The sequence below is a fragment of the Sphingomonas sp. MJ1 (PH-R8) genome (assembly GCF_048058635.1).
Lineage (GTDB): Bacteria > Pseudomonadota > Alphaproteobacteria > Sphingomonadales > Sphingomonadaceae > Sphingomonas.
Genome location: NZ_JBBEFX010000002.1, coordinates 251,889 through 276,072 on the forward strand (window position 1 = coordinate 251,889; position 24,184 = coordinate 276,072).

At 68.5% G+C, this 24,184-nt stretch carries 24 protein-coding genes and 1 tRNA gene; 14 read left to right on the top strand and 11 right to left on the bottom strand.

The features are described 5' to 3' along the window. Nucleotides 1-15 precede the first annotated feature (15 nt). The 6 genes from VPH46_RS02790 to VPH46_RS02815 all read left to right on the top strand — a co-directional run bounded on the left by VPH46_RS02790 (nucleotide 16) and on the right by VPH46_RS02815 (nucleotide 7,256). Nucleotides 16-1,881: a CocE/NonD family hydrolase gene (locus VPH46_RS02790; protein WP_416608707.1), complete on the top strand. Its 1,866-nt coding sequence runs from the start codon at nucleotides 16-18 to the stop codon at nucleotides 1,879-1,881. 93 nt (nucleotides 1,882-1,974) lie between these two features. Further along, the gene (locus VPH46_RS02795) at nucleotides 1,975-2,490 is read left to right on the top strand and encodes a 2Fe-2S iron-sulfur cluster-binding protein (protein WP_239435057.1); all 516 of its coding nucleotides are present in this window, start codon (nucleotides 1,975-1,977) and stop codon (nucleotides 2,488-2,490) included. Further along, the gene (locus VPH46_RS02800) at nucleotides 2,487-3,464 is read left to right on the top strand and encodes an FAD binding domain-containing protein (RefSeq protein WP_416608709.1); all 978 of its coding nucleotides are present in this window, start codon (nucleotides 2,487-2,489) and stop codon (nucleotides 3,462-3,464) included. Before VPH46_RS02795 ends, VPH46_RS02800 begins: the two co-directional genes overlap by 4 nt. Next, on the top strand, nucleotides 3,461-5,683 hold the full coding sequence (locus VPH46_RS02805) for a molybdopterin cofactor-binding domain-containing protein (RefSeq protein ID WP_416608711.1): 2,223 nt from the start codon (nucleotides 3,461-3,463) through the stop codon (nucleotides 5,681-5,683). The genes VPH46_RS02800 and VPH46_RS02805 overlap by 4 nt, the downstream gene beginning before the upstream one ends. A 45-nt stretch (nucleotides 5,684-5,728) precedes the next feature. Beyond that, nucleotides 5,729-6,652 (top strand): XdhC family protein, encoded by a 924-nt coding sequence (locus tag VPH46_RS02810; RefSeq protein WP_416608713.1) that lies wholly within the window; start codon nucleotides 5,729-5,731, stop codon nucleotides 6,650-6,652. After that, nucleotides 6,639-7,256 (top strand): nucleotidyltransferase family protein, encoded by a 618-nt coding sequence (locus VPH46_RS02815; RefSeq protein ID WP_416608715.1) that lies wholly within the window; start codon nucleotides 6,639-6,641, stop codon nucleotides 7,254-7,256. Before VPH46_RS02810 ends, VPH46_RS02815 begins: the two co-directional genes overlap by 14 nt. On the opposite strand, the gene VPH46_RS02820 is transcribed toward VPH46_RS02815, so the two are convergent. The 5 genes from VPH46_RS02820 to VPH46_RS02840 all read right to left on the bottom strand — a co-directional run bounded on the left by VPH46_RS02820 (nucleotide 7,225) and on the right by VPH46_RS02840 (nucleotide 13,861). Continuing rightward, nucleotides 7,225-8,433, bottom strand: a complete 1,209-nt coding sequence (locus VPH46_RS02820; protein WP_416608717.1) for an ABC transporter permease — start codon at nucleotides 8,431-8,433, stop codon at nucleotides 7,225-7,227. The two genes, VPH46_RS02815 and VPH46_RS02820, sit on opposite strands and share 32 nt — an antisense overlap. Further along, the gene (locus tag VPH46_RS02825; RefSeq protein WP_317893626.1) at nucleotides 8,433-9,158 is read right to left on the bottom strand and encodes an ABC transporter ATP-binding protein; all 726 of its coding nucleotides are present in this window, start codon (nucleotides 9,156-9,158) and stop codon (nucleotides 8,433-8,435) included. The genes VPH46_RS02820 and VPH46_RS02825 overlap by 1 nt, the downstream gene beginning before the upstream one ends. Further along, nucleotides 9,148-10,557 (bottom strand): efflux RND transporter periplasmic adaptor subunit, encoded by a 1,410-nt coding sequence (locus tag VPH46_RS02830; protein WP_416608719.1) that lies wholly within the window; start codon nucleotides 10,555-10,557, stop codon nucleotides 9,148-9,150. Before VPH46_RS02830 ends, VPH46_RS02825 begins: the two co-directional genes overlap by 11 nt. Continuing rightward, nucleotides 10,557-12,077, bottom strand: coding sequence for an efflux transporter outer membrane subunit (locus VPH46_RS02835; protein ID WP_416608721.1), 1,521 nt, complete (start codon nucleotides 12,075-12,077; stop codon nucleotides 10,557-10,559). The genes VPH46_RS02830 and VPH46_RS02835 overlap by 1 nt, the downstream gene beginning before the upstream one ends. A gap of 137 nt (nucleotides 12,078-12,214) precedes the next feature. Continuing rightward, a complete protein-coding gene (locus VPH46_RS02840) occupies nucleotides 12,215-13,861 on the bottom strand; it encodes a peptide MFS transporter (RefSeq protein ID WP_416608723.1) in 1,647 nt (548 codons plus the stop codon). Nucleotides 13,862-13,972: 111 nt separating this feature from the next. Between VPH46_RS02840 and VPH46_RS02845 the strand changes: the two genes are divergently transcribed. The 4 genes from VPH46_RS02845 (at nucleotide 13,973) to VPH46_RS02860 (ending at nucleotide 16,237) form a co-directional block, all read left to right on the top strand. After that, on the top strand, nucleotides 13,973-14,554 hold the full coding sequence (locus tag VPH46_RS02845) for a nitroreductase (protein WP_416608725.1): 582 nt from the start codon (nucleotides 13,973-13,975) through the stop codon (nucleotides 14,552-14,554). A 38-nt stretch (nucleotides 14,555-14,592) separates the two neighbouring features. Next, nucleotides 14,593-14,943, top strand: coding sequence for a GntR family transcriptional regulator (locus VPH46_RS02850; RefSeq protein WP_125959133.1), 351 nt, complete (start codon nucleotides 14,593-14,595; stop codon nucleotides 14,941-14,943). A gap of 63 nt (nucleotides 14,944-15,006) precedes the next feature. Then, nucleotides 15,007-15,231 (top strand): hypothetical protein, encoded by a 225-nt coding sequence (locus VPH46_RS02855; protein WP_125959132.1) that lies wholly within the window; start codon nucleotides 15,007-15,009, stop codon nucleotides 15,229-15,231. A gap of 55 nt (nucleotides 15,232-15,286) precedes the next feature. Beyond that, complete coding sequence (locus VPH46_RS02860; protein ID WP_416608728.1) at nucleotides 15,287-16,237, top strand: L-threonylcarbamoyladenylate synthase; 951 nt, start codon at nucleotides 15,287-15,289, stop codon at nucleotides 16,235-16,237. Nucleotides 16,238-16,273: 36 nt separating this feature from the next. On the opposite strand, the gene msrA is transcribed toward VPH46_RS02860, so the two are convergent. Further along, nucleotides 16,274-16,822, bottom strand: coding sequence for a peptide-methionine (S)-S-oxide reductase MsrA (gene msrA / locus VPH46_RS02865; protein WP_416608730.1), 549 nt, complete (start codon nucleotides 16,820-16,822; stop codon nucleotides 16,274-16,276). A 164-nt stretch (nucleotides 16,823-16,986) separates the two neighbouring features. Here msrA and galE point away from each other — a divergent pair, with 164 nt between their 5' ends. Further along, the gene (galE, locus tag VPH46_RS02870) at nucleotides 16,987-17,988 is read left to right on the top strand and encodes a UDP-glucose 4-epimerase GalE (RefSeq protein ID WP_416608732.1); all 1,002 of its coding nucleotides are present in this window, start codon (nucleotides 16,987-16,989) and stop codon (nucleotides 17,986-17,988) included. Here galE and VPH46_RS02875 read toward each other — a convergent pair. The 3 genes from VPH46_RS02875 to folK form a co-directional block, all read right to left on the bottom strand. Beyond that, nucleotides 17,965-18,696 (bottom strand): phosphatase PAP2 family protein, encoded by a 732-nt coding sequence (locus tag VPH46_RS02875; RefSeq protein ID WP_416608734.1) that lies wholly within the window; start codon nucleotides 18,694-18,696, stop codon nucleotides 17,965-17,967. The two genes, galE and VPH46_RS02875, sit on opposite strands and share 24 nt — an antisense overlap. A 97-nt stretch (nucleotides 18,697-18,793) precedes the next feature. Then, nucleotides 18,794-18,869: transfer RNA gene (locus VPH46_RS02880), tRNA-Lys, on the bottom strand. Nucleotides 18,870-18,938: 69 nt separating this feature from the next. Next, complete coding sequence (gene folK / locus VPH46_RS02885) at nucleotides 18,939-19,433, bottom strand: 2-amino-4-hydroxy-6-hydroxymethyldihydropteridine diphosphokinase (RefSeq protein WP_416608736.1); 495 nt, start codon at nucleotides 19,431-19,433, stop codon at nucleotides 18,939-18,941. A gap of 23 nt (nucleotides 19,434-19,456) precedes the next feature. Between folK and VPH46_RS02890 the strand changes: the two genes are divergently transcribed. Then, nucleotides 19,457-20,122, top strand: coding sequence for a uracil-DNA glycosylase (locus VPH46_RS02890; protein ID WP_416608738.1), 666 nt, complete (start codon nucleotides 19,457-19,459; stop codon nucleotides 20,120-20,122). A gap of 8 nt (nucleotides 20,123-20,130) precedes the next feature. Here VPH46_RS02890 and aguB read toward each other — a convergent pair whose 3' ends face one another. Both aguB and VPH46_RS02900 read right to left on the bottom strand, forming a co-directional pair. After that, nucleotides 20,131-20,979, bottom strand: a complete 849-nt coding sequence (aguB, locus tag VPH46_RS02895; protein ID WP_416608740.1) for an N-carbamoylputrescine amidase — start codon at nucleotides 20,977-20,979, stop codon at nucleotides 20,131-20,133. An 80-nt stretch (nucleotides 20,980-21,059) separates the two neighbouring features. After that, nucleotides 21,060-22,034, bottom strand: coding sequence for an agmatine deiminase family protein (locus VPH46_RS02900; RefSeq protein ID WP_416608742.1), 975 nt, complete (start codon nucleotides 22,032-22,034; stop codon nucleotides 21,060-21,062). Nucleotides 22,035-22,167: 133 nt separating this feature from the next. On the opposite strand from VPH46_RS02900, the gene VPH46_RS02905 reads away from it, so the two are divergent. Continuing rightward, the gene (locus VPH46_RS02905) at nucleotides 22,168-23,214 is read left to right on the top strand and encodes a hypothetical protein (RefSeq protein WP_416608744.1); all 1,047 of its coding nucleotides are present in this window, start codon (nucleotides 22,168-22,170) and stop codon (nucleotides 23,212-23,214) included. Further along, complete coding sequence (locus VPH46_RS02910) at nucleotides 23,172-24,164, top strand: alpha/beta hydrolase family protein (RefSeq protein ID WP_416608746.1); 993 nt, start codon at nucleotides 23,172-23,174, stop codon at nucleotides 24,162-24,164. The genes VPH46_RS02905 and VPH46_RS02910 overlap by 43 nt, the downstream gene beginning before the upstream one ends. The last annotated feature ends 20 nt before the right edge of the window (nucleotides 24,165-24,184 follow it).

Sequence of the window (24,184 nt, forward strand, 5' to 3'; positions counted from 1 at the left end):
TGAAGGGGAAGAACGATGATGCTGGGACGGGCGCTGACGGGAATGGCATTGCTGCTGGCGGGTGCCAGCGCGGGATCTCTGGCAGGCGCCCGGCCGCAGCAGGCGGCACCTGCCGCTCCCGAGGCGCGCTACAGCTACAGCCAGGTGATGGTGCCGATGCGCGACGGCACCCGCCTGCAGACGGTGATCCGCCGGCCGCTCGACAAGCAGGGTCCGCTGCCGATCCTGCTCCAGCGCTCGCCCTATGGTGTGCCGCCTGCCAGCGCGGTCGGCCGGGAGCGCAGCCTCGAGTTCATGGAGCCGGACGGCTACATCCTCGTGCACCAGAACATGCGCGGCCGGTTCGAAAGCGAAGGCACGTTCACCATGTCGATGGCGCTCCAGCCGCAAGGGGCACAGGGCGTGGACGAGGCGACCGACGCCTATGACACGATCGACTGGCTGGTGAAGAACGTGCCCGCCAACAACGGGCGGGTCGGCATGATGGGCGTGTCCTACCCCGGTTATGCGGCCGCCGTCGCGCTCGCGCGTCCGCATCCTGCGCTCAAGGCCGTCAGCCCCCAGGCTGCGTGGAACGACTGGTGGATCAACGACGACCTGCATCGCTACGGCGCGATGCGGCTCTCCTATGCGACCGACTGGCTCTACCCGCTCCAGAACAACAAGCAGGGCGAGAGCTTTGAAACCGGCGCCTATGACAGCTACGAATGGTTCCTGGAGCTCGGGCCGATCGAGAACCTCGACAAGCGCCACTTCAAGGGCAGCGTGCCGCAGCTGACGCAGATGATCGAGCACCCGGACTATGACAGTTTCTGGAAGGGCCAGCACTGGACCGACCGGCTGGGCCGCTCGACCGTGCCGACGCTGCATGTGGCCGGCTTCTGGGACCAGGAGGACCCGCTCGGCAGCTGGAAGATCTATGAAAAGATGGAGGCCGATGATCCGGCCAACAACAACATGATCGTGGGCGGCCCCTGGGCGCACGGCAGCTGGCGCCAGGCGGCAAGCGACATGGGCCATTTTCCGATCCCCGGCACCAGCGGTACCGATTTCCGTCGCGACATCGAGGCGCCGTTCTTCCGCTACTGGCTGCACGGCAAGGGGCCGAAGCCGGGGTTCGAGGCAAAGATGTTCCAGTCGGGCAGCTGGACGTGGAAGAGCTATCACAAATGGCCCGCACCCGGCGCAACCGCGACCGCGCTCTACCTGCGCGCAGATGGCTCGCTGTCGTTCGACGGTGCGGGCGACGCCGGCCAGTGTCGCGAGTTCGTGTCCGATCCCGCCAACCCGGTGCCCTTCCGCGAGCGGCCGATCTCGCCCACCTACCCCTCGCTCGAATGGCGGTGGTGGGAGGCGGCCGACCAGCGTTTCGTCGAGAACCGGCCGGATGTGCTCAGCTGGACCAGTGCGCCGCTCGAAAAGGATCTGACGGTGACGGGCGATGTGGCGGCGACGCTGATGGCCTCCACCTCCGGCACCGACAGCGACATGGTGGTCAAGCTGATCGACGTCTATCCCGATGACGCCGAACCCACGCCGTCTCCGGCGCAGATGGGCAACTACGGCAAATCGCTCAACGGCTATCGCCTGCCGATCGCGATGGAGGTCCGGCGCGGGCGCTGGCTCGACGACTGGTCGACGGCCAAGCCGCTGGTCCCGAACCAGGTGCGCGCCTGGGACGTGCCGCTGCGCGACCATGACCATGTGTTCAAGGCGGGGCACCGCATCATGGTGCAGGTGCAGTCGAGCTGGTTCCCGGTGATCGACCGGAACCCGCAGAAGTTCGTGCCCAACATCTACAAGGCGAAGCCGGAAGATTTTGTGAAGGCGACCCAGCGGGTGTGCACCGGCAGCAAGGTGACGTTGCCCGTCATGCGCTGAGGCGGCGATCGGGCGCTATTTCCTTGCGAGTGGATCGCAACAGGAAATAGCGCCGCGTCCCGGCGTTGCTCCTTCTCCAGGGAGGAGCGCCCGATGCAGTTCAGGATCAACGGCCAGACCTATACGGCGGAGGTGGACGTGCGCACCTCGCTGCTCGACCTTGCGCGCGAGCATCTGGGGCTGACCGGCAGCAAGAAGGGCTGCGACCACGGCCAGTGCGGCGCGTGCACGATGCTGGTGAACGGCCGCCGCATCAACAGCTGCCTGACCCTGGCGGTGATGCACCAGGACGACGAGATCACGACGATCGAGGGGCTGGGTGCCCCCGGCGCCTTGAACCCGATGCAGGCGGCGTTCGTGAAGCATGATGGCTTCCAGTGCGGCTATTGCACGCCGGGCCAGATCTGCTCGGCGACGGGCATGCTGGACGAGGTGGCAAAGGGCTGGCCGAGCCATGTCACCGCCGACCTCGATTCGGTGGAGTTCACCGACGCGGAGATCCAGGAGCGGATGAGCGGCAATCTGTGCCGCTGCTCGGCCTATCCCAACATCGTCGAGGCGATCCGTGAGGCCGCCGAGGGCCAGCGGCTGGCGGAGGCGGCGGAATGAAGCCGTTCCAATATGCGCGGGCGACCACGCCCGAGGACGCGGCACGCGCAGGTGCGGTCGATGGTGCGAAGTTCATCGCGGGCGGCACCAACCTGCTCGATCTGATGAAGCTGCAGGTGGAGACGCCCGAGCAGATCGTCGACATCAGCCGCCTCGACCTCAGCCAGGTGGAGGAGACGGAGGACGGCGGCCTGCGCATCGGTGCGCTCGTGCCCAACGCCGATCTCGCCGCCCACCCGCTGGTACGACAGCGGTACGAGGCGCTGTCGCGGGCGCTGCTGGCTGGGGCATCCGGGCAGTTGCGCAACAAGGCGTCGACCGGAGGCAATCTGCTCCAGCGGACGCGATGCTATTATTTCTACGAGACGGGCGACGCCTGCAACAAGCGGACGCCGGGCAGCGGCTGTGCGGCGCGCGACGGCTTCAACCGCATCCATGCCGTGCTGGGTGCGTCCGAGGCGTGCATCGCGACGCATCCTTCGGACATGGCGGTTGCGATGCGCTTGCTGGACGCGACGGTCGCGACCCAGTTGCCGGACGGCGATCGCCGCCGCCTGCCGATCGGCGACTTCTACCGCCTGCCGGGCGACACGCCGCACATCGAGAACGTGCTGCGTCCCGGCGAACTCATCACCCATATCGAACTGCCGGCCCCGCCGCCGGGGCAGCAGCTCTATCGCAAGGTACGCGACCGCGCTTCCTATGCCTTTGCGCTGGTATCGGTGGCGGCGGCCATCGCGGTCGAGGACGGACGCATCGCCTCCGCCAAGCTCGCCTTTGGCGGACTCGCGCACATGCCGTGGCGGGACGGCGCTGTCGAGGAAGTGCTGGTGGGCCAGGCGCCTTCCGACGCGCTGTTTGCGAGCGCGGCCGACACGCTGCTGCGCGACGCCCGCGGCTATGGTCACAACGATTTCAAGATCCCGCTCGCGCGCCGCGTCCTGATCACGACCCTCAAGGAGCTCACCGCATGAGCGACAGCACCACGCTCAAGATGGACGTGCCCGTCCCCGCCAGCCTGCTCGATGTCGGCACGCAGGGACTGATCGGCCGGCCGCTCGACCGCATCGACGGGCCCCTGAAAGTCGCCGGACGGGCGACCTATTCGGCGGAATATGCACTCCCGGACCTGGCGTACGGTTATTTGGTGCAGGCGAAAGCCGGACGTGCCCGCGTTACCGGCATCGACACGGCCGCGGCGCTGGCGATGCCGGGGGTGCTCGATGTGGTGGTCGATCTCGACACCTTCATCCGCAATCCACAGCAGGGCGGCTCCAACAAGGCGCCGACGCAGGGCGTCGAGGAGATCCACTACTTCGGACAGGTGGTCGCGATCGTCGTCGCGGAAACCTTCGAACAGGCGCGAGATGCCGCCGCCCGCGTGCACGTGGCCTTGGAGGACAAGCCGGGGCTGTTCGAGTTCGACGCGCGCCTGGAGGAAGCCCACAAGCCCAAGGGCGGATCGACCGAGCCGCATGTCGCGACCGGCGACCCGGACAAGGCACTGGCCGAGGCACCGGTGGTGCTCGATGCCGTCTGGACCACGCCCAGCCAGAACAGCGCCGCGATGGAGCCGCATGCCTCGACGGCGGTATGGGAAGGGGATGCGCTGACGGTCTATGGCTCCTACCAGATGCCCGCCTCGGACAAGCAGCAGCTTGCGCGCGCCTTGGGCATGAAGCCGAACAAGGTGCGGATCATCTCGGCCTATGTGGGCGGCGGCTTCGGCTCGAAGCTCGGCATCGCCCCCGAGGTGGTCGCAGCGGCGCTTGCGGCGCGCAAGCTCGGGCGGCCGGTGAAGACGGTGATGAGCCGCCAGCAGGTGTTCGACGCCACCGTCCGCCGCTCCAACACGCACCAGCGGATACGGCTCGGCGCAGGAGCGGACGGTCGACTGACGACGATCGTGCACGAGACCGTGTCGAGCAACATCGAGGGCGAGGAGTATTTCGAGCCGGCGGGTGTCTCGACCCACTTCCTCTACGCCGGTGAAAACCGCCGCATCACCCACGATCTGTTGCCGATGGATTGGCTGCTGTCGGGCTCGATGCGCGCGCCAGGCGAAGCGGCGGGGATGCTCGCGCTCGAAGCCGCGATGGACGAGCTTGCGGAGAAGCTGGGCATGGACCCGGTCGAGCTGCGCAAGATCAACGATCCCGAGCAGGATCCGCTGAAGGGCGTTCCCTTCTCCACCCGCCAGCTGACGCGCTGCCTGGACGAGGGTGCCGCGGCGTTCGGCTGGAAGGATCGCGATCCGACACCGGGCGCTCGGCGCGAGGGCGAATGGCTGGTCGGCCACGGCATGGCCGCGTCCGCGCGTTCCAACCAGTTGCAGGAGTCGCAGGCGCGGGTCTCGATCGGCGCGGACGGCCGCGCCACGGTCGAAACCGACATGACCGACATCGGCACCGGCACCTACACCATCCTCGCGCAGATCACCGGCGAGCTGCTGGGGCTCAGGCCCGAGTGGATCGACGTGCGGCTGGGGGACACCGATACGCCGCCGGGTGCGGGTTCGGGCGGATCCTGGGGCGCCAGCAGCAGCGGATCGTCCGTCTATCTCGCGTGCGAGGCGCTCCGCGCCAAGATCGCCGCGGCCATGGGCTGCACAGAGGAGGAACTCACGCTCAAGGACGGGCGCGCGATCGCGCAGAACCGCAGCGTTCCGCTTTCCTCGCTGGTGGGCGAGGGGCTCTCTGCCGAGGGCACCATCAAGCCGGGCAAGCTGGAGGAGGAGCGGCGCCAGGCCTCCTATGGCGCGCACTTCTGCGAGGTGCGGGTGAACGCCGTCACCGGCGAGGTGCGCGTGAAGCGCTTCGTCTCAACCTTTGCCGCCGGGCGGATCCTCAACGAAAAGACCGCGCGATCGCAGTGCATCGGCGGCATCGTGTTCGGCATCGGCGCGGCGCTGACGGAAGAAGTGGTGCACGATCCGCGCTCGGGACGGGTCGTGAACCACGACCTTGCCGAATATCACGTGCCGGTGAATGCCGACATCCCGCACATCGAGGTGCATTTCCTTCCCGAGCGCGACCAGTTCGCCAACCCGCTCCAGTCGAAGGGGTTGGGCGAGCTCGGCATCTCGGGGGCGGGCGCGGCCGTCGCCAACGCCATCTACAACGCGACCGGCGTCCGGATCCGCGATTACCCGCTGACGCTCGACAAGCTGCTGCCCGGACTGCCGGCCGTATGAGCCGGGACGGTTGCTGCGGGGCTGCGGATCTGCGAGCGGGTGCCGATGGCCGATAACGACAGTGTCCTTTCCGCCGCGCGCGCCTGGCAGGGCGAGCCGCTCGCCATCGCTACGGTGATCTCGACCTGGGGCTCGGCGCCGCGCCCGCGCGGGAGCCATATGCTGGTCCACGCCGATGGGCGGTTCGAAGGCTCGGTGTCGGGCGGTTGCGTGGAGAGCGACATCCTCGCGACCGCCGCCGAGGTGATCGCGGGCGCGCCGTTTCAGCGCAAGCGCTACGGCGTCGCCGATGCCGCGGCCTGGGAAGTCGGGCTGCCCTGCGGCGGCGAGATCGAGGTGATCGTCCAGCCCGTCTCTGCCACGGGCTTCGATCCCGAGCTGTTCGATCGCATCGCCGAGGCGCGGGCCGACGGCCAGGCGCTGACGGTCGAGACGGATCTGGAGACGGGCCACAGCACGCTCCGCGACGAAGGCTCGGCCGAAGTCTTCCGCAACCGCTATGATCCGCCGCGGCGGCTGCTGATCGTCGGGGCGGTGCAGATCGCCCAGTCGCTCGCGGCGCTTGCCACGACGCTGGGGATCGCGACGGTGGTGATCGATCCGCGCGCGCGCTTTCTTACCGAAGAGCGCTTCCCCGGGGTGGTGCTCGACGATCGCTGGCCCGACGAGGCGATCGAAGCGCTGCGCCCCGATCCGGCCACCGCGGTGGTCACGCTCAGCCATGACATCAAGATCGACGATCCCGCGCTGATCGCCGCGCTTGCGAGCCCCGCGGCCTATGTCGGTGCGCTGGGATCGAAGCGCAGCCATGCCGCGCGGCTGGAGCGGCTGGCCGCGGCCGGCGTGTCCGCCGATGCACTGGCGCGGATCGACGGCCCGGTCGGGCTCTCGATCGGTGCGATCGGGCCTGCGGAGATCGCGCTGTCGATCGCCGCGGCGATGATCCAGGCCTTCCATGCTCCGCGCTGAAGACACCGCGTTGGTCTTGCTCGCCGCCGGCCGCTCGCGCCGGTTCGGCGACGTGGACAAGCTCTCCGAGCCCTTCCTGGACCAGCCGCTCGCCTATCATGTGGTGACGGCGCTGGAGGCGGTGCCGTTTCGCTCCCGGATCGCGGTGGTCTGCCAGACCAGCCTGGACTTCGCATCGCGTGGCTACACCGTGGTCGAGAACCCGAACGCCGAGGACGGCCAGGCCGGATCGCTCCGGCTGGGCGTGCAGGCGGCGATCGACCGGGGAGCGTCCGCGGTGCTGATCGCGCTCGCCGACATGCCGCGGGTGACTGCCACGCACATCTATCGGCTCCTTGACTATGCGGAGGGGCCGGATGCCGTGATCGCGTCGAGCAACGGCGTTCACCCGACGCCCCCGGCGCTGTTCGGGGCCGATCATTTCCCCGATCTGCTGCGTTGCTGCGGGGACGAGGGCGCGCGCGCCCTGGTGCGTGGCGGCCACCATGTGATCACGCGCGCGGACGAGTTGATCGACATCGACACGCCCGAGGACCTGGCGGCGTTGCGCGCCGCCTATGAGGTCAAGACGATCATTCGTGCCGGAGCGCGTCGATCGGATTGAGCCCTGCGGCCCTTCGCGCCGGGAAATAGCCGAACACCACGCCGATCAGCGCTGCGATCGCAAAGGCGATGAGGTTGATCTGCGGTTCGAACAAATAGGGGACCTGCATCACCGGGGCGAGGGCGAGCACCGCCAGCTGCGCGATCACCAGCCCGACGACACCCCCCAGGCAGGACAGCGCGATCGCTTCCACCAGGAACTGCATCAGCACCTCGCGCGCGACCGCACCGATCGCCAGGCGGATACCGATCTCCCGCGTGCGCTCCGTCACCGAGACCAGCATGATGTTCATGATGCCGATCCCGCCCACCACCAGGCTGATCGCGGCGACGGCAGTGACGATGCCGGTGAGGAGCGTGGTCGTGCCGGTGAGCGTCGCTGAAATCTGCGCGGTGTCGAAGATGTTGAAGTCATCCTCCTTGCCGCCGCTGATGTTCCGGCGCTCGCGCAGCAGGTCGCTGATCGACGCCTGCACCGTGCTGCTTTCATAGGCGGCATCGACGCCCACCAGCAGCAGCCGGATGTCGCGGCTGCCGGTGAAGCGGCGCTGCACCGTCTTGATCGGCATGATGACCACGTCGTCCTGGTCGCCGCCAAAGCCTGCCTGGCCCCGCGTCGAAAGCGTTCCGATCACGTCGCACGACACATTGCCGATGCGGAATCGGTGGCCCACCGCTTCGCCGCCCCGGAACAGGTTCTGCCGGACCGTGTTGCCGATGATGCAGACCGCCTTGCCCGCCTGTTCCTCGGCCGGCTGGAAGGTCCGGCCGGAGGTAAGCGGCCAGGGCTGCACACGGAAATAGTCGTTGGTGGTGCCGTTGATCGTGGTCGACCAGTTGGCACCGTTGTAGATCGCCGTGGCGGTCGACTGCGCCTGGGGCGCAACCGCATTGACGCCCGCGACCTGCTCGCGGATCGCCTCGACGTCCGATTCCTTGAAGTCGGGCGGGCGGGGGCCGCCGCCGCCGCGTCCGAAGCCCTGGCCCGGCCGGATCTGAAGGATGTTGGTGCCGAGTGCCGCGATCTGGGACTGCACGGCCGAGGTAGTCGCCTTGCCTAGCGTCACCATGGTGACGACCGCAGCGACGCCGATGATGATGCCCAGCGTCGTCAGAAACGAGCGCAGCTTGTGCCGCAGGATCGATCGGACCGCGAGCAGGATGGTGGTACCCAGCATCAGTCGACCGTCTCGCCCTGGTGATGATTATGGTCGACGCGCTCAACCAGCCCGTCCTTGAAGTGGATGACGGTGCGTGCGAACGCGGCCATGTCCGGTTCGTGCGTGACCATCAGGACGGTGATGCCGCTCTGTGCGTTCAGCTCGCTGAGCAGCTTCATGATCTCGACGGATCGTTCGGAATCGAGATTGCCGGTCGGCTCGTCGGCAAGCAGCACGTCGGGCTGCGTCACGATCGCCCGGGCGATGGCGACGCGCTGCTGCTGGCCGCCCGAAAGCTCGGCCGGGGTGTGGTCCCACCATTGCTCGAGCCCGACCTTGGCCAGCGCCGCCATCGCCGCCTCGCGGCGCTGGGCCTTGGCGTCGCCACGGTAGAGCAAGGGCAGCTCGACGTTCTCCAGCGCGCTGGTGCGGGCGAGCAGGTTGAACCCCTGGAACACGAAGCCGAAATAGCGACGCCGCAACAGCGCCCGCTCGTCGTTCCCGAGGGTCTCGACATGATGCCCGCGGAACTCGAACGTTCCACTCGAGGGGACGTCGAGGCAGCCGAGGATGTTCATGGTCGTCGATTTGCCCGAGCCGGAAGGCCCCATCACCGCCACGAAGTCGCCGGCGGCGATGTCCAGGTCGACGCCCTTCAGCGCCTGGAACTGGGTCGCCCCCTCACCATAGACCTTGGTGATGTTGCGCAGGCGAATGATCGGCGCGGCGGCGTCACTGGCCACGCTGGCCTCCCCCGCCGCCGGACCCGCGCTGCGCGCGCGACTGGCCGCCGCCTGCCGGCGCGGTCTGCCCGGCCGCCAGCTGGCCGGTGATGACCTTCATGCCCGGTCGCAGGCCGCCGCCCACCACTTCGGTAACCTGGCCGTTGGTGTTGCCCGTGGAGATCTGCACCGGCTGCGGCTTTCCGTCCTCGCCCAGGATGTAGACAGTCTGCTGGCCGCTCTTGGGACGCGTCGCGCTCTTTTCCGCACCGCTGCTGCGCCGCCGCGGTCCCGGCAGGAGCGCGCCGGTGATGCCACCGCTGCCGCCGCCGCTGCCCGCCGCGGCGGTATCGGCTGCCGGCGTGAAGCGGAGCGCGGCGTTCGGCACCAGCAGCACCTGAGGGCGCTCGACCGTGACGATCTCGGCCGTCGCGGTCATGCCGGGGCGCAGCCGCAGCTCCGGGTTCTCGACACTCAGCGTCGCCGCATAGGACACGACCTGGCCGGTGGTGCTGGTCGTCGTGGTGGAGGAGGATGAGGTCGAGCTGGCCGTCAGGTTCGAACCCAGGTCGACCCGGGTGATGCGCGCCGGGAAGGTGGCGCCCGGGAAGGCGTCGACGGTGAAGTCCGCGCGCTGGCCCTCCTTCACCTGGCCCACGTCCGCCTCGTCGATCGCGACCTCGAGTTTCATCGACGAGAGGTCCTCGGCGATCACGAACAGGGTGGGGGTGTTGAACGACGAGGCGACCGTCTGCCCCGGCTCGATCTGGCGGGCGAGTACCACGCCGTTCACGGGCGAGCGGATGACGGCGCGGGTGCGCTCGGTCTGGTTCGAGTTGAGCTGCGCGCGAGCGGAGACGACATTGGCCTCCGCCGCACGCACGGCGGCGACGGCACGGGCCGCGGCGGCACGTGCCGTTTCCAGCTCCGTCTTTGCCGGAACCCGTCCGCCCGAGAGGCGGCTTACCTCTTCCAACCGGGCCAGCTGCGCCCGCGACTCCTGCTGGGTCGCCTTGGCCGTGGCCACGTCCGCCAGCCGGGCGTTCAGTGCCGCCTGGCTCTGCCGGATCGAGTCGTCGAGCCGTTCGGGGTCGATCAGGGCGAGCGGCTGGCCCGCCGTCACGCGGTCGTTGACGTCCACCGCCACCTCCGTGATCAGGCCCGAGAGTTCGGAACCGACCTCCACCTGGTTGGTGGGGGCGAGCTTGCCGGTGGCGGAGACGGTCACGGTCAACGCGCCCCGGTTCACCGGCTCGGTCGCATAGGACACGCCGTCTGCACCGCGGAAGCAGCGCGACAGTGCGAAGATCAGCAGCAGCAGGACGACCGCGACGACGACCCACTTCAGTCGCTGCCGCCAGCGGGGCACCGGCTTGGCGCCCAGGAAGTCGTTGAGTTCGGTGGAGGTGGGGTCGGCCATCAGCGATCCTGCGGGGTCTGTTCGGGCGGGGCGACGGCCGGGAAGCTGCCGGTGATGCGGGGAGTGTCGCGGGTGTCGCCGCTCGGGATGGCGGCGGCTTCCCAGCCACCCCCCAGCGCGGTGAAGAGCTGGACAAGCGCGCTCGCTTGGTCGGCCTGCGCCTGGACGAGGCCGTTGCTCGCCGAAAGCAGCGAGGCTTCGGCCTGGTTCAAGGTCGTGAAGTCGGTCAGGCCCGCACGATATTGGCTGCGCGAGAGGATCGCGCTGTTGCGCGACGCGTCCAACGCCACCGCGAGTTCCCGGGCGCGGCGCTGCGCTGCGTCGAGCGCGACGATGGCGTTCTCCACGTCCTCCAGCGCCGTCAGTACCGCCGAGCGATAGGTGAGCAGCGCGCCTTCGGCCGCCGCTTCCTGCGAACGGACCTGCGACCGCAGCCGTCCGCCGTTGAAGATCGTCTGGGTGAGCCCCGCGAACAGGCCGCCGCTGATCACGTCGGTAAGGTCGCTGAGGCTGGTGGCGTTGGTATCGATGCTGCCGCTGATCGCGAGCGCGGGGTAGAGCTGTGCCCGCGCCACGCCGATCTGCGCCGTCGCGGCCGCCAGGCTGCGCTCCGCTGCCAGCACGTCGGGACGCTGCCGGAGCGTGTCGGCGGGGATGCCCACGCCGATCGGCGTCGCGGCGATCGGGATCGGGCGCGTGGCCGCCATCGCCTCCTTGAGCGCGCCGGGCGCGCGGCCCGTCAGCACGGCAAGACGGGAGACCGCCGAGTTGTAGTTCGCCTCGATCGTGGGGATGGTGGCCGCGGTCTGCGCCCGCTGGGCCCGCGCGGTCTCCTCGTCGAGCGAGGAGACGAGTCCTGCCTGTACGCGGAAGCCGGCGATCTCCAGATTGTCGTCCTGAAGCGCCAGCGAACTGCGGGCGTTGGCAAGCTGTGCCTGGGCAAGCCGGGCGGTGACGTAGTTGCGGGCGATCTCGGCCTGTTGGGCGATTAGCACCGTCGCATAGTCGAAGCGGCTCGCCTCTTCGCTCGCGCGGCTGGCCTCGATCGTGCGGCCGACTCCGCCGAACAGGTCGGCCTGATAGCTGGCGTCCGCGCCCAGCGTGAAGCTGCCGCCGGTACCGCGGCTGATGTTGGTGACGGTGCCGTCGGGAAGCGTGACTGCGGCATTTCCGCCGCGCACGTTGAAGTTGCGCGAATAGCCGGCAGATCCCGACAGGCTGGGCAGGAGGCTGGCGCGGGACTGCAGCAGGGATTCGCGTGCCTGCCGCAGGCGGATGACTGCCTGGGCCACGTCGAGGTTGGTGGTCGCCGTTTCCGCTACGAGTTGGCCCAGCAAGGGGTCGTTGAAGCGTTCCCACCAGCGCGCGAGATCCTCACGCCGGTTCTGGTCCGCTGCGACGGAGTAGCGATCGGGGACGCCGAGCTCCGCGGAGGAAGCGGGCCGGTAATCCGGCCCCATCGCGCAGGCGGACAGGACGGCGGGAGCGGCGAGGAGAACGGAAAGACGCCGGATCGACATGGGCGCGACAAGAGCCGCGTATGGCGGCTTCGTCCACTGTTTTCTTGTCGCGAATTGTAACGTCGATCCGGCTGTCGATCATGTGGAAGCCCCTGACGGGACGCCGGAGCGCTTGCCGGAAGCGCCCCGGTGGCCGCTCAGCGGGTTTCGTTGCTGGTGTTGAAGCCGGCTGCCTTGGGCTCGCCGATCTCCTGCTCGCCGGCGAGCGCATGGTCGACATCGTCCTCCAGCGTCTCGAGGTGCATCAGCCGCTTTACGAAAGGCGACACCAGCAGAACGGCCACGCCGATGCCGATCGTCCACCAGCCGATGGTGTCGTAGACGGCGAGCGTGCCTTCCTTGGTCATCACGCCGCCTTCGCCCCCGGTCGCCTCGCCGATCTTGCCCGCGACGAACTGGCCGACCGCCGTCATGTAGAACCAGGCGCCCATGATCAGGCTGGCCAGCGTCTTGGGGGAAAGCCGGTTCATGGCCGACAGGCCGACCGGCGACAGGCAGAGCTCGCCCGAGGTCTGGAACAGATAGACCAGGAACACGAACAGCACCGGCGTCGCGACACCCGGGCCGACCGAGTTGGCACCCCAGACGAACACCAGGAAGGCAAAGCCCACCTGGAGCAGCGCCAGGCCGAACTTGGCGGGGGTCGAGGGTTCGAGCCCGCGCTTGCCCAGCCACACCCACAGCCAGGCGAAGATCGGCCCCAGCAGCACGATGTAGAGGGGGTTGATCGACTGGAAGATCGATGCCGGCACGCCACCGCGATCGACATAGCGGTCGGTGTAGAGGTTGAGCGAACCGCCCGCCTGCTCGAACAGGCCCCAGAACACCGGGTTGAGCGCGATCAGGAACAGGATCACCCACAGCCGGTGCCGTGCCTCGCGGTCCACGCGGAACGACTGGAACAGAACATAGCCCAGCAGCGCGAAGCCGCTGACGGCGAGCAGTACCTCGATCACGTCGCGGTACTGGATCAGCGCCCAGGCGACGGCAATCGAGGCGAGGCCGAGGCCATAGAGCAGATGCTCGAAGCGGATGCCGCCGACCTTGCGGGCCAGGGCCGCAGGATCGGGGGACTCGCCATGGCCCAGCAGCAGCGGCTTGAACCCGACGAAGACGATCAGGCCCAGCAGCATGCCGACACCGGCGGCGCCGAAGCCGTAGCTCCAGCCATAGGTCTCACCCAGCCAGCCGGCCAGGATCGTGCCCAGCGTCGCGCCGGTGTTGATGCCGATGTAGAAGATCGTGTAGGCGCCGTCGCGGCGCACGTCGGTGCGCGGATAGAGCTGGCCGACGATCACCGAGATGTTCGCCTTGAGGAAGCCGGTGCCGACGATGATGAAGGCGAGCGCCAGCCAGAAGACGTTGATGGCGGCGCCGCTGTTGCCGCCGCCGTCGCCTTCGAAGCCCATCATCGTGTGGCCGATCGTCAGCAGGATCGCGCCGAACAGCACGGCCTTGCGCTGGCCGAGATATCGGTCGGCGAGATAGCCGCCCAGCACCGGGGTGACGTACACCAGGCTGTTGTAGGCGCCGTAGATCAGATTGGCCTCGCCGTCGCTGAACAGCCAGTGCTTGGTGAGGTAGAACACCAACAGCGCGCGCATGCCGTAGTAGGAGAAGCGCTCCCACATCTCGGCGAAGAACAGGACGTACAGGCCCTTGGGATGGCCTGCGAACTCGGGCTTGCTGCTCATCGCGATGGACGCGCCACCGACGAGCAGTACCAACAGAAAGGCAACGGCGATTGCCGGAATGACAGCCACTAGATTCCCCTTTGAAGCCATGGCGGCGCCCCGGTTTCCCGGGCGCCTGGCGTGCATGGCGCGCGAGACTAGCGGAGAATCGCGGCGTGCCAAGCAGTTGTTGCCTGCGCGCCATGCCGCTAGGTCCGCTGCATGATCTTCAACGACCGCACCACGCCGCTCTCGCTGCTCGCCACGCGCCGCTCGGGCAAGCCGCGCGAGATGGTCGCTCCCGGCCCCACGCCCGAGCAGATCGACGCGATGCTCGCGCTTGCCGCGCGCACGCCGGACCATGGCAAGCTAGCGCCCTGGCGCTTCGTCGTGGTGCCGGACGATCGGCGCGCGGCGTTCAACACGATGCTGGCCGATGCCTATCGCACGGAAAAGCCCGATGCCGGCCGGCTGGAGCTGGATGCGATGGCGAGCTTCGGCGTGCCGGCCCCGGCCTTGGTGGTGGTACTGTCCTCGCCCCGCCCGGACAGCCACATCCCGCTTTGGGAGCAGCAGATGTCGGCCGGCGCCGCTGCCATGAACCTGCTGCACGCCGCCCATGCCATGGGCTTCGTCGCGAGCTGGATCACGGGCTGGCCGAGCATGTCGCCGACGGTCCGCGACGCGTTCGGCAGCGATCCGGAACGGGTCGTCGGCTTCGTGTTCATCGGCACGGCAGGCAAGCCCCTGGAAGAGCGGCCGCGGCCGGACCTCTCCGCGGTGGTCACCCGCTGGGACGGCTGAGGGGTGGACGCATTGCTCGGTTGCTGTATTAAGGCAGCATGGCAGTGATCGAGAGCGACGACAGCCCCGTCTACCTGAAACTCCGCGCGATCGTGGCTGCCGCCATCCTGCGCGGCGAATATCGGGCGGGGGACCAGCTCCCCTCGGTCCGCGCCTTTGCCGCAGAGCAGGGGGCGAACCCGCTGACGGTCGCCAAGGCCTATCAGACCTTCCAGGACGACGGGTACGTCGAGGTGCGGCGCGGAGTCGGCATGTTCGTGCTGCCTGGTGCCGCCGAACGGCTGCGGCTCGCCGAGCGCGAACGTTTCCTGGCAGCCACCTGGCCGCGGGTGCGCGAGAACATCGCACTGCTCGGCCTGGATCTGCACGACCTGCTCGAGCACGCCTGACGCCTCGTCGGGAACCGCGCACGACTCGGCGACGTTCTCCCCTGTTGATAAAGGGGAAAGATCATGCGGCAGAGCAGCAGTTTCGTGCCCGGCGCGACCGGGTACCGGGTCGCCTACCGGCTATCGGAGACGAACCATTGCCCGGGATGCGGGCAGAGCCACTGGTTCGTCGGCCGCATGTCGGCCGAGTGCGCGTTCTGCCATACCGCCTTGCCGATCAGCGGCGTGCACAGCCTCGGCAACGGGGTGACCCGCACGTCTCCCCGACCGCCGCTCCTGGCGGCCTGACGACCGGCGCGATCGCCTCTTGTCCGCAGGGAGCCCGCAGGATAGCGGCGGTCCCGTGCCGTCGCCTGCCGCCCTGCCGATCCCACGCTGCCTGCCGTACGGCCCCGATGCGGTGGCCGAGGCAGCGCGGCTGATCGCCGATGGGCACTGCGTCGCCGTTCCCACGGAGACGGTGTACGGCCTCGCAGCGGACGCCACGAATGCCGAGGCCGTGGCGTCGATCTATGCCGCCAAAGGGCGCCCCAGCTTCAACCCGCTGATCGTCCACTTGCCCGATCGCACCGCGGCGGAGGCGCTGGCCCATTTCGATGCGTTTGCCGGCCGCCTCGCTGACGCTTTCTGGCCGGGGCCACTGACCCTGGTCCTGCCGCTTTGGGAGGATTCGGGGATCGCCTCGCTGGTGACGGCCGGTCTTGCGAGCATTGCCATTCGGGTGCCGGCGCACCGCGCGATGCAGGCGTTGCTTGCCGCGACGGGCAGGCCACTCGCGGCACCGTCGGCCAACGCCAGCGGCGGCATCAGCCCGACCCGGGCGGAGCATGTGGTGGCGAGCCTGAACGGGCGTATCCCGCTGGTGCTCGATGACGGCCCGACCGAACGCGGCCTGGAGTCGACGATCCTCGCCTGCACCGATGGCACCGTGCGTCTCTTGCGCCCGGGGCCGATCACGGCCGAGCAGGTCTCTGCGGTCACGGGAGCCATGCCCGGTCCTGCCGGGAGCGGGATCGAGGCGCCGGGACAACTCGCCAGCCACTATGCACCCGGAAAGCCGGTGCGGCTGGATGCCACCGCTGCGGAAGCCGACGAGTGGCTGATCGGCTTCGGGCCGGTCGCGGGCGACGACACGCTGTCGGGCGCGGGCGATCTCACCGAAGCGGCGGCGCGGCTGTTCGACTGCCTGCACCGCGCGGATGCAGCACCGAAGGCGCGGATCGCCGTCGCCCCCGTGCCGCGCGAGGGGCTGGGCGCCGCGATCAACGACCGCCTGGCGCGCGCAGCCGTCTGAGCCGGCGCGGGGATCTCCCCGCGCCGTCCACGAAGGTCAGGCTGCAGTCGGTGCCGCGGCCTTGGAACGCGCCGCGAAGCTCTTGCGCAGCTTCTGCAGCTTGGGCGGGATCACTGCAATGCAATAGGGGTTCCGCTGGCCTTCGCCTTCCCAATATTCCTGGTGATAGCCCTCGGCCGGGTACCATTCGCCCAGCGGCTCGATCGTGGTGACGATCTTGCCGCCGCTTTCGCCCGCGCGCTCGATACCGGCACGCGCGCGCGCTTCCTGATCGGCGTCGTGCGGGAAGATCGCCGACCGGTACTGCGTTCCGATGTCGTTGCCCTGACGGTTCAGCTGCGTCGGGTCATGCGTCGCAAAGAAGATGTCGAGCATCTCGTCATAGCTGATCTGGTCGGCGTCATAGGTGATGCGGATTGCCTCGGCATGGCCGGTGTCGCCGCCGCACACCTGCTTGTAGGTCGGGTTCGGCACGGTGCCGCCGATATAGCCGCTCTCGACCGACTCCACGCCGATCACGTCGCGGAACACCGCCTCGGTGCACCAGAAACAGCCGCCCGCAAAGGTTGCGACTTCGGTAGCCATCAAACATCTCCTGACAAATCCGCGAGCGCGCGCGGAGGGAATTGGATCGAAAGCGGTGCTTCCGGCCGCAGCCCCGCACGCGTTCGTCGCCTAGAGATAGGAAGGCGCTCGCCCGGCACAATCACCACTGCTAGGCGGTGCGACCAAAGCAAAGGGGATTGTGCATGCGCGAAGGGTCGATCCTGGTGACGGGTGGGGCAGGGTACATCGGCAGTCATGCCGTGCTGGCCCTGCTGGACGCCGGCTGGCGCGTGGTGGTGGTGGACAATCTCGTCACCGGGTTCGCCTGGGCGGTGGATCCACGCGCGACGCTGGTCCAGGCGGCGATCGAGGATGAGGATGCCGTGCGTGCGGCGATGCGCGCGCACGATGTCGTGGCAATCATGCACTTCGCAGGTTCGGTGGTGGTGCCGGAATCCGTCGCGGACCCGCTCAAATACTACCGCAACAACACCGCCGCGAGCCGCTCGCTGATCGAAAGCGCGGTTGCCTGCGGGGTAAAGCACTTTATCTTTTCGTCGACCGCGGCGACCTATGGCATTCCCGACCAGGTGCCGATCCGCGAGGACTCGCCCAAGGCGCCGATCAATCCCTATGGCATGTCCAAGCTGATGACCGAGATCATGCTGAAGGACGTCGCCGCCGCGCACCCGATCAACTATTGCGCACTGCGCTATTTCAACGTCGCGGGCGCGGACCCGCAGGGGCGCTCGGGGCAGTCCACCGCAGGCGCGACGCACCTGATCAAGGTGGCGGTGGAGGCTGCGACGGGCAAGCGCAGCCACGTGTCCGTGTTCGGCACCGACTTCGCGACCGACGACGGGACCGGGGTGCGCGACTATATCCACGTGTCGGACCTGGCGGCGGCGCACGTTCACGCGCTCGACCTGCTGATCGCGCAGCCGGGCGAAAGCCACACGCTCAACTGCGGCTATGGCCGCGGCTACTCGGTGAACCAGGTCCTCGACGCCGTCGACCGGGTGACCAACCTGGAGATCGAGCGCCGCATGGAAGGGCGCCGACCGGGGGACCCCGATGCGCTGGTCGCCGACAACCGCGCGATCCTCGCCGCGCTGCCGTGGCGACCGCAGCATGACGACCTGGACCGCATCGTCGCCGACGCGCTCGCCTGGGAACGCGCCCTAGCCGAGCGCGCGCAGGGCTGACCCGCGGCGGGCGGCGCGGGCGAGCAGCGCCAGCTCCACCCGCCACCAGCCGAGCGCCCACAGCGCGCCGAAGATCCAGCCGGCGAGCACGTCGCTCGGCCAATGCACGCCCAGGTACACTCGGCTGACACCGATCAGTGCCACGATCGTCATCGTGGCGCCGATCACGAACAGCCGTACGCGGGCCTGCCGGATCATCGGAAACAGCAGCGTCGCGACCGTCAGATAGACGATGGCGCTGTTCGCACTGTGGCCGGACGGAAAGCTGGCCGAGGTCTCGCGCATCAGATGCTCGACCAGGTCCGGCCGGGCGCGTTCGAACAGCTGCTTGAGCAGCGACACCATGATGCCCCCGCCGATCGTCGCCGCCAGCGTCAGCGCCGCAGTCCGCCAGAGGCGGCGGAGCAGCAGCAGGATCGTCGCAAGCGTCACCACCAGGGTAAGAACCGTTCCGCTTCCAAGCGCCGTGATGTCGCGAGCGATCGACGGCAGCTTGGCGGGGCCGATCGGCACGTCCGGATGGCCCGGCACGCGCATTGCCAGGATCAGCGTCTGATCGAACGCCAGCGCGTCGCCGCGTGCGATCACCGAAGCGAGGAACAGCAATCCAAGCAGGGCGACCGCAACGAGCACGCCCGCGATCAGCGGCCATGGCCGGCGTCCAGATGCACGCGTCTCGTGGCCCAAGGGCAGGAGAGAGGGAGCCATGGCCTGCGTGTCGCAGCGTACACGCGCCGAGGCAATCGCGGACGGAGGAGAAAGCCGGTTTCGGCGGCGATGCGCAGCGGCAGCGTTTGCGGAGAAGTGGTGGGCTCGCCGGGATTCGAACCCGGGACCTACAGATTAAAAGTCCGTTGCTCTACCGACTGAGCTACGAGCCCTCACCATTCCGTCGTTGCGAACGCGATCCGCCTGGGAAACGCCCCACGACGCGGTACGTGCCGCGCGCCCTACGGAGCCGGAGCCGCCCGGTCAACCGCCCGGGCGCGTCGCAGTCTCTGCGCGAGCTGGCGAATACGGAGCCCGCTTATCGGGTCGCGCCAGTCGGGCACGAGTTGCGCGAGGGGGGTGAGCACGAAATCACGGCTTCGGAATGCCGGATGCGGAACGATGAGGCCGCGGCTCGCCCAGGGGCCCCCCGACCAGAGCACCAGGTCGAGGTCGAGCACCCGCGTTCCCCAGCGCCGCCCGCGCCGCCTCCCGAAGCTGCGCTCGATCGCCTTACACCGCGCCAGCATCTCGGGCGGGGAGAGCGAGCTTTCCACCAGCGCGACCGTGTTGGCGTAGCGCCGCAGCGAGGGGCCGAGCGGTGCGCTGCGGATCACCGGCGCGACGGCGACCACGCCGCCCAGCGCCTCCAGCGCAGCCGCTACCTCACGCTCCGGGCTGCCGTGACGGCCACGGCGATTGGACCCGATCGCGATCGCATAGCTTGCCCTTGCCATGCCCTCGCGCCTACCGCAGCCCCATGTCTGCTGCCAGTCCGCTTCGCGCCACCGAACCCCCTCATGATTGTCCGCTCTGCCCCCGCCTGGTGGCTTTTCGCGGATCGCTGCGGCAGGAGTACCCGGACTGGTGGAACGCGCCGGTGCCTGCGTTCGGTGATCCGGATGCCTGGCTCGGAGTCATTGGCCTCGCACCGGGCAAGCATGGCGCCAACCGCACCGGGCGGCCCTTCACCGGAGATTATGCTGGGGCGCTGCTCTACGACACGCTCGCCAAGTTCGGTCTGTCTGAAGGGGTGTTCGACGCCCGGCCCGACGACGGGCTGGAGCTGAAAGGCGTGATGCTCGTCAACGCGGTGCGCTGCCTGCCGCCGGAGAACAAGCCGACGCCGGAGGAGATCCGTACCTGCCGCCCCTTCCTGGAGGCGCCGATCGCCGCGCTGCCGCGCGTGCGCGTGTTCGTGGCGCTCGGCCAGATCGCCCACCAGTCAGCGGTGAAGGCGCTCGGCGGAAAGCTGCCTAAGGCCAAGTTCGGCCACCTCGCCGAGCACCGCATGCCCGACGGTCGCATCCTGATCGATAGCTATCACTGCTCGCGCTACAACCAGAACACCGGCCGGTTGACCCAGCCGATGTTCGAGGCGGTGTTCGAGCGGGCGCTGCAGCTGCGCGACGGCGTAGCCGCCTGACAGCGGCGTCAGATGTCCTGCGTCAGCCGGCCGTAGAGTTCCGGCCGGCGATCGCGGAAGAAGCCGAAGGCGGCACGGTGGCGCGCCACGCGATCGAGGTCGAGCGTGGCGGTGATGACGCCCTCTTCCTCGCGGTCCAGCTCGGCCAGGATGTCGCCGCGCTCGTCGCAGATGAAGCTGGTGCCATAGAAGGTCTGGTCATGCTCGGTGCCGACGCGGTTGGCGGCGATCACGGGCACGACGTTGGACACGGCATGGCCCACCATCGCGCGGCGCCACAGCCGAGCGGTGTCGAGGCTGGTGTCGTGCGGCTCGCTGCCGATCGCGGTAGGGTAGAAGAGCAGCTGCGCGCCCATCAGCATCATCGCGCGCGCGGTCTCGGGGTACCATTGGTCCCAGCAGACGCCGACGCCGATCTTGGCGGCGGGACCGTCCCACACCTTGAACCCAGTGTTGCCGGGGCGGAAGTAGAACTTCTCCTCGTATCCCGGGCCGTCGGGGATGTGGCTCTTGCGATAGACGCCCTGGACCTTGCCCTCGGGGCCGATCATCGCGAGCGAGTTGTAATAGTGAGGGCCGTCCGCCTCGAAGAAGCTGGTCGGGATGTGGACCTTCAGCTCGGCGGCAAGCGCCTGCATCGCCAGCACCGCCTTGTGCTCGCCGACGGGCTTCGCGTTGGCGAACAGCCCCTCGTCCTCGACGCGGCAGAAATACTCGCCCTCGAACAGTTCTGGGGGTAGGATCACCTGCGCACCCCTCGCATGCGCCTCCCGCACCAGGCGAGTGACGTTGGCGATGTTCGCGTCAATGTCGTTGGAAAAGGCGAGCTGCAGCGCGGCGACGGTGATTTCGGTCATGCCGCGCTATGTAGTCGAACTGGCTCGCGTTGCCAGAGGCGGATACGGGCGCGGCGACGGACCGCCGCGCCCGAATGCGATCAGCGGCTCGGGATCTGCTGGCTGATGCAGTGGAAGCTGCCGCCGCCCGTCAGGATGTGGTCGGCGCGCAGGCCCACCACCTTGCGATCCGGGAAGATCGCCGAGAGCGCCGCCACCGCCGCGTCGTCGCTCGGCTGACCATAGACCGGCACCACCACGGCGGCGTTGCCGATATAGAAATTCATGTAGCTCGCCGGGATCACCTCGTCCTCGGACGCGACTCGGCCGGGGGAGGGGATGCGGACGAGCTCGACGCCCGCCCCCCGCGCGCGTTCGGCCGCGTCCTGGTACACGTCGGCATTGGGATCGTCCTCGGCCGGTTCCGGGATCGCGAGGCGGTTCGGGCCGACGAAGCGGGCCAGGTTGTCGACATGGCCGTCGGTATGGTCGTTGAGCAGCCCGTCGCCCAGCCACAGGAAGCGCGTGTAGCCCAGGTCGGCGCGCAGCAGCGCCTCCGCCTTGTCGCGGGTGAAGCCCTCGCCGTTGCGGTTCGGGTTCAGCAGGCACTGCTCGGTGGTGACGACCAGGCCCGTGCCGTCGCCGTCGATGGCGCCGCCCTCGATGATCCAGTCGTGGGTCTCGGCCGCGATCCCGCGCTGGCGGGCGAGGCCGGCGCCGACGCTGTTGTCGCCCGGCAGGTCGTACTTGCCGCCCCAGCCGTTGAAGGCGAAGTCGTGGGCCTTGCCGTCGCCGTCCAGGATCGCGCCGGTGTCGCGCAGCCAGATGTCGCCGAACGGCTCCACCACCACCTCGGCGGCATCGCCCACCATCGCCCGCGCGGCGGCGGCGGCTTCCTCATCCGCTGCGACCAGCAGCACGCGCTCGCCGGCGCCATCCGCATGAACGGCACGCGCGAAGGCGGCGACTTCCTCACGGGCGGGTTCGAGGTCTTCGAGCCAGAGTTCGGGATGGCTGGGGAAGCCGATCCAGACGGCATCGTGGCGGGCCCATTCGGCGGGAGGAGGCGTAGTCATGGTCGCGTCCTTAGCGGGGGGTGCAGGAGCGGAAAAGAGCCGGCGGCGGTGTTCGGTGCGTCCGCGGCCAAGATCGCTTGCGCCGCTCTCGGCTGCCCGACATCTTGATGTCAGAACAAGGGGGGATGTTCAGATGAGGCTTGTGGATTGGCTGGCCGGTGCATCGTTGTTGTGCGCCGGTGTTTCGGTGTCGGCACAGGAAGCTGGGACCGACGCGGAGGGGCAGAGGCTTGCCGCAGCGTTCGGCTCGCGTGAACAGGTGCAGCAGATCAGCATCTCGCCGGACGGCAGCAAGGTGGCGATGCTGATGCCCGCGGGCAAACGGGGCACCCGCCTGGTGATCGGCGACCGCCGGACCGGTGAGGCGCCCAAGTCGATCCTCGCGTCGAGCGGCGAACCCGAGCAGCTGACGCACTGCTTCTGGTCCACAAACCAGCGGATCGTCTGCGGCATCTATTCGGTGGCATCCGGGTCCGAACTGCTCGGGTTCACGCGCCTGGTCTCGCTGAACAGCGACGGCGGCGGCATGAAGGTGCTGAGCGCTCGTACATCCAGCCGCGCTCTTGCCGCCATGTATGACGGCGGGCGGCTGATCGACCGCCTTGCCGAAGCGGAAGGTGGTACCGTGCTGATGACGCGCTCGTTCGTGCCGGAGAGCACGGCCGGGACGCTGCTGGCAAACCGAACGCAGGGGCTGGGGGTCGAGCTCGTCAACACGACGACCCTGGCGCGCAAGGTCGTGGAGCAGCCGCGCGCGAGTGCCGTCGATTATGTCAGCGACGGGCATGGCTCCGTGCGGATCATGGGGATTCAGTCGACCCGCGCATCGGGCTACGACGGCAACCAGATCAGTTACTCCTATCGGCTACCCGCAAGTCGCGCCTGGCAACCGCTGAGTACGCTCGACCTGAACAGCAGGGCCGGATTCAACCCGTCCGCCGTCGATCCCGATCTGAACGTCGCCTATGGCTTTGACCTGAACGACGGCCGCAAGGCCCTCTACCGGGTTGCGCTGGATGGCAGCGGAAGCCGCGAGTTGGTGGTCGCCCGGCCGGACGTCGACGTGGACGGGCTGTTGACGATCGGGCGGCACTCGCGCGTGGTTGGGGCGAGCTTCGCCACGATCGTCGAGAGGCGGTGTTCTTCGACCCGCAGCTCAAGGCGCTTCAGGGTGCCTTGAAGAAGGCGCTGCCGCACCAGCCGCTGGTGACGTTTCTGGACGCGAGCGCAGACGAGAACCAGCTCCTCCTACTGGCCGGCGGCGACGTCGAACCAGGCACCTATTATGTCTATGACAAGCGGACGCGCGCGCTGGAGCAAGTCCTGCCGGCGCGCCCGGAGCTTGCGAACACCGTGCTCGCGCAGGTGAAGGCGATTACCTTCCCCGCAGCGGACGGCACGCCGATCCCGGCCTATCTCACGCTGCCCGTAGGCGGAGCGACGAAGACTGTGGGCGCCATCGTGCTTCCGCACGGGGGCCCGGGAAGCCGGGACGAATGGGGCTTTGACTGGCTGTCGCAGTTCCTTGCCGCACGCGGCTTTGCGGTGCTCCAGCCGAACTTCCGCGGGTCGGCGGGCTATGGTGATGCCTGGTTCCAGAAGAACGGCTTCCAGTCGTGGCGAACGGCGGTGGGAGACGTCAACGATGGCGGCCGCTGGTTGGTGCAGCAGGGCATCGCCAAAGCCGACAAGCTTGCCGTGCTGGGATGGTCCTATGGCGGCTATGCCGCGCTTCAATCCGCAGCGCTGGATCCTGCCTTGTTCAAGGCGATCGTCGCGATTGCGCCGGTAACGGACCTCGATCGGCTGCGCGAGGAATCGCGCTTGTTCACCAATTTCATGTTGGTGGATGCCTTTATCGGCCATGGCGCGCACGTGCGTGAAGGGTCGCCCGCGCAGAACGCCGCCCGCATCCAGGCGCCGGTGCTGCTGTTTCATGGCGATCTCGATCGCAACGTGGCCGTCGGCGAGTCACGTTTCATGGCGGACCAGCTTCGGGGCGCCGGGCGCAAGGTCGACTATGTCGAGTTCAAGGGGCTCGACCATTATCTGAACGACAGCGAGGCGCGTACGCGCATGCTCGCGCAGACGGACGGCTTTCTGCGCACCAGCCTGAAGATCGGCCAATAGAAAAAGGGCGGCCCGCCAGG

Coding starts and splice junctions, on each gene's coding strand:
- msrA (WP_416608730.1), bottom strand. CDS start 16,822: ATGGCTACCGAAGTCGCAACCTTTGCGGGCGGCTGTTTCTGGTGCACC.
- VPH46_RS02835 (WP_416608721.1), bottom strand. CDS start 12,077: ATGTCGATCCGGCGTCTTTCCGTTCTCCTCGCCGCTCCCGCCGTCCTG.
- aguB (WP_416608740.1), bottom strand. CDS start 20,979: ATGACCGAAATCACCGTCGCCGCGCTGCAGCTCGCCTTTTCCAACGAC.
- VPH46_RS02805 (WP_416608711.1), top strand. CDS start 3,461: ATGAGCGACAGCACCACGCTCAAGATGGACGTGCCCGTCCCCGCCAGC.
- VPH46_RS02850 (WP_125959133.1), top strand. CDS start 14,593: ATGGCAGTGATCGAGAGCGACGACAGCCCCGTCTACCTGAAACTCCGC.
- VPH46_RS02795 (WP_239435057.1), top strand. CDS start 1,975: ATGCAGTTCAGGATCAACGGCCAGACCTATACGGCGGAGGTGGACGTG.
- VPH46_RS02845 (WP_416608725.1), top strand. CDS start 13,973: ATGATCTTCAACGACCGCACCACGCCGCTCTCGCTGCTCGCCACGCGC.
- VPH46_RS02855 (WP_125959132.1), top strand. CDS start 15,007: ATGCGGCAGAGCAGCAGTTTCGTGCCCGGCGCGACCGGGTACCGGGTC.
- VPH46_RS02790 (WP_416608707.1), top strand. CDS start 16: ATGATGCTGGGACGGGCGCTGACGGGAATGGCATTGCTGCTGGCGGGT.
- VPH46_RS02890 (WP_416608738.1), top strand. CDS start 19,457: ATGTCTGCTGCCAGTCCGCTTCGCGCCACCGAACCCCCTCATGATTGT.
- VPH46_RS02820 (WP_416608717.1), bottom strand. CDS start 8,433: ATGCTGGGTACCACCATCCTGCTCGCGGTCCGATCGATCCTGCGGCAC.
- galE (WP_416608732.1), top strand. CDS start 16,987: ATGCGCGAAGGGTCGATCCTGGTGACGGGTGGGGCAGGGTACATCGGC.
- VPH46_RS02830 (WP_416608719.1), bottom strand. CDS start 10,557: ATGGCCGACCCCACCTCCACCGAACTCAACGACTTCCTGGGCGCCAAG.
- VPH46_RS02900 (WP_416608742.1), bottom strand. CDS start 22,034: ATGACTACGCCTCCTCCCGCCGAATGGGCCCGCCACGATGCCGTCTGG.
- folK (WP_416608736.1), bottom strand. CDS start 19,433: ATGGCAAGGGCAAGCTATGCGATCGCGATCGGGTCCAATCGCCGTGGC.
- VPH46_RS02875 (WP_416608734.1), bottom strand. CDS start 18,696: ATGGCTCCCTCTCTCCTGCCCTTGGGCCACGAGACGCGTGCATCTGGA.
- VPH46_RS02815 (WP_416608715.1), top strand. CDS start 6,639: ATGCTCCGCGCTGAAGACACCGCGTTGGTCTTGCTCGCCGCCGGCCGC.
- VPH46_RS02810 (WP_416608713.1), top strand. CDS start 5,729: ATGGCCGATAACGACAGTGTCCTTTCCGCCGCGCGCGCCTGGCAGGGC.
- VPH46_RS02905 (WP_416608744.1), top strand. CDS start 22,168: ATGAGGCTTGTGGATTGGCTGGCCGGTGCATCGTTGTTGTGCGCCGGT.
- VPH46_RS02800 (WP_416608709.1), top strand. CDS start 2,487: ATGAAGCCGTTCCAATATGCGCGGGCGACCACGCCCGAGGACGCGGCA.
- VPH46_RS02840 (WP_416608723.1), bottom strand. CDS start 13,861: ATGGCTTCAAAGGGGAATCTAGTGGCTGTCATTCCGGCAATCGCCGTT.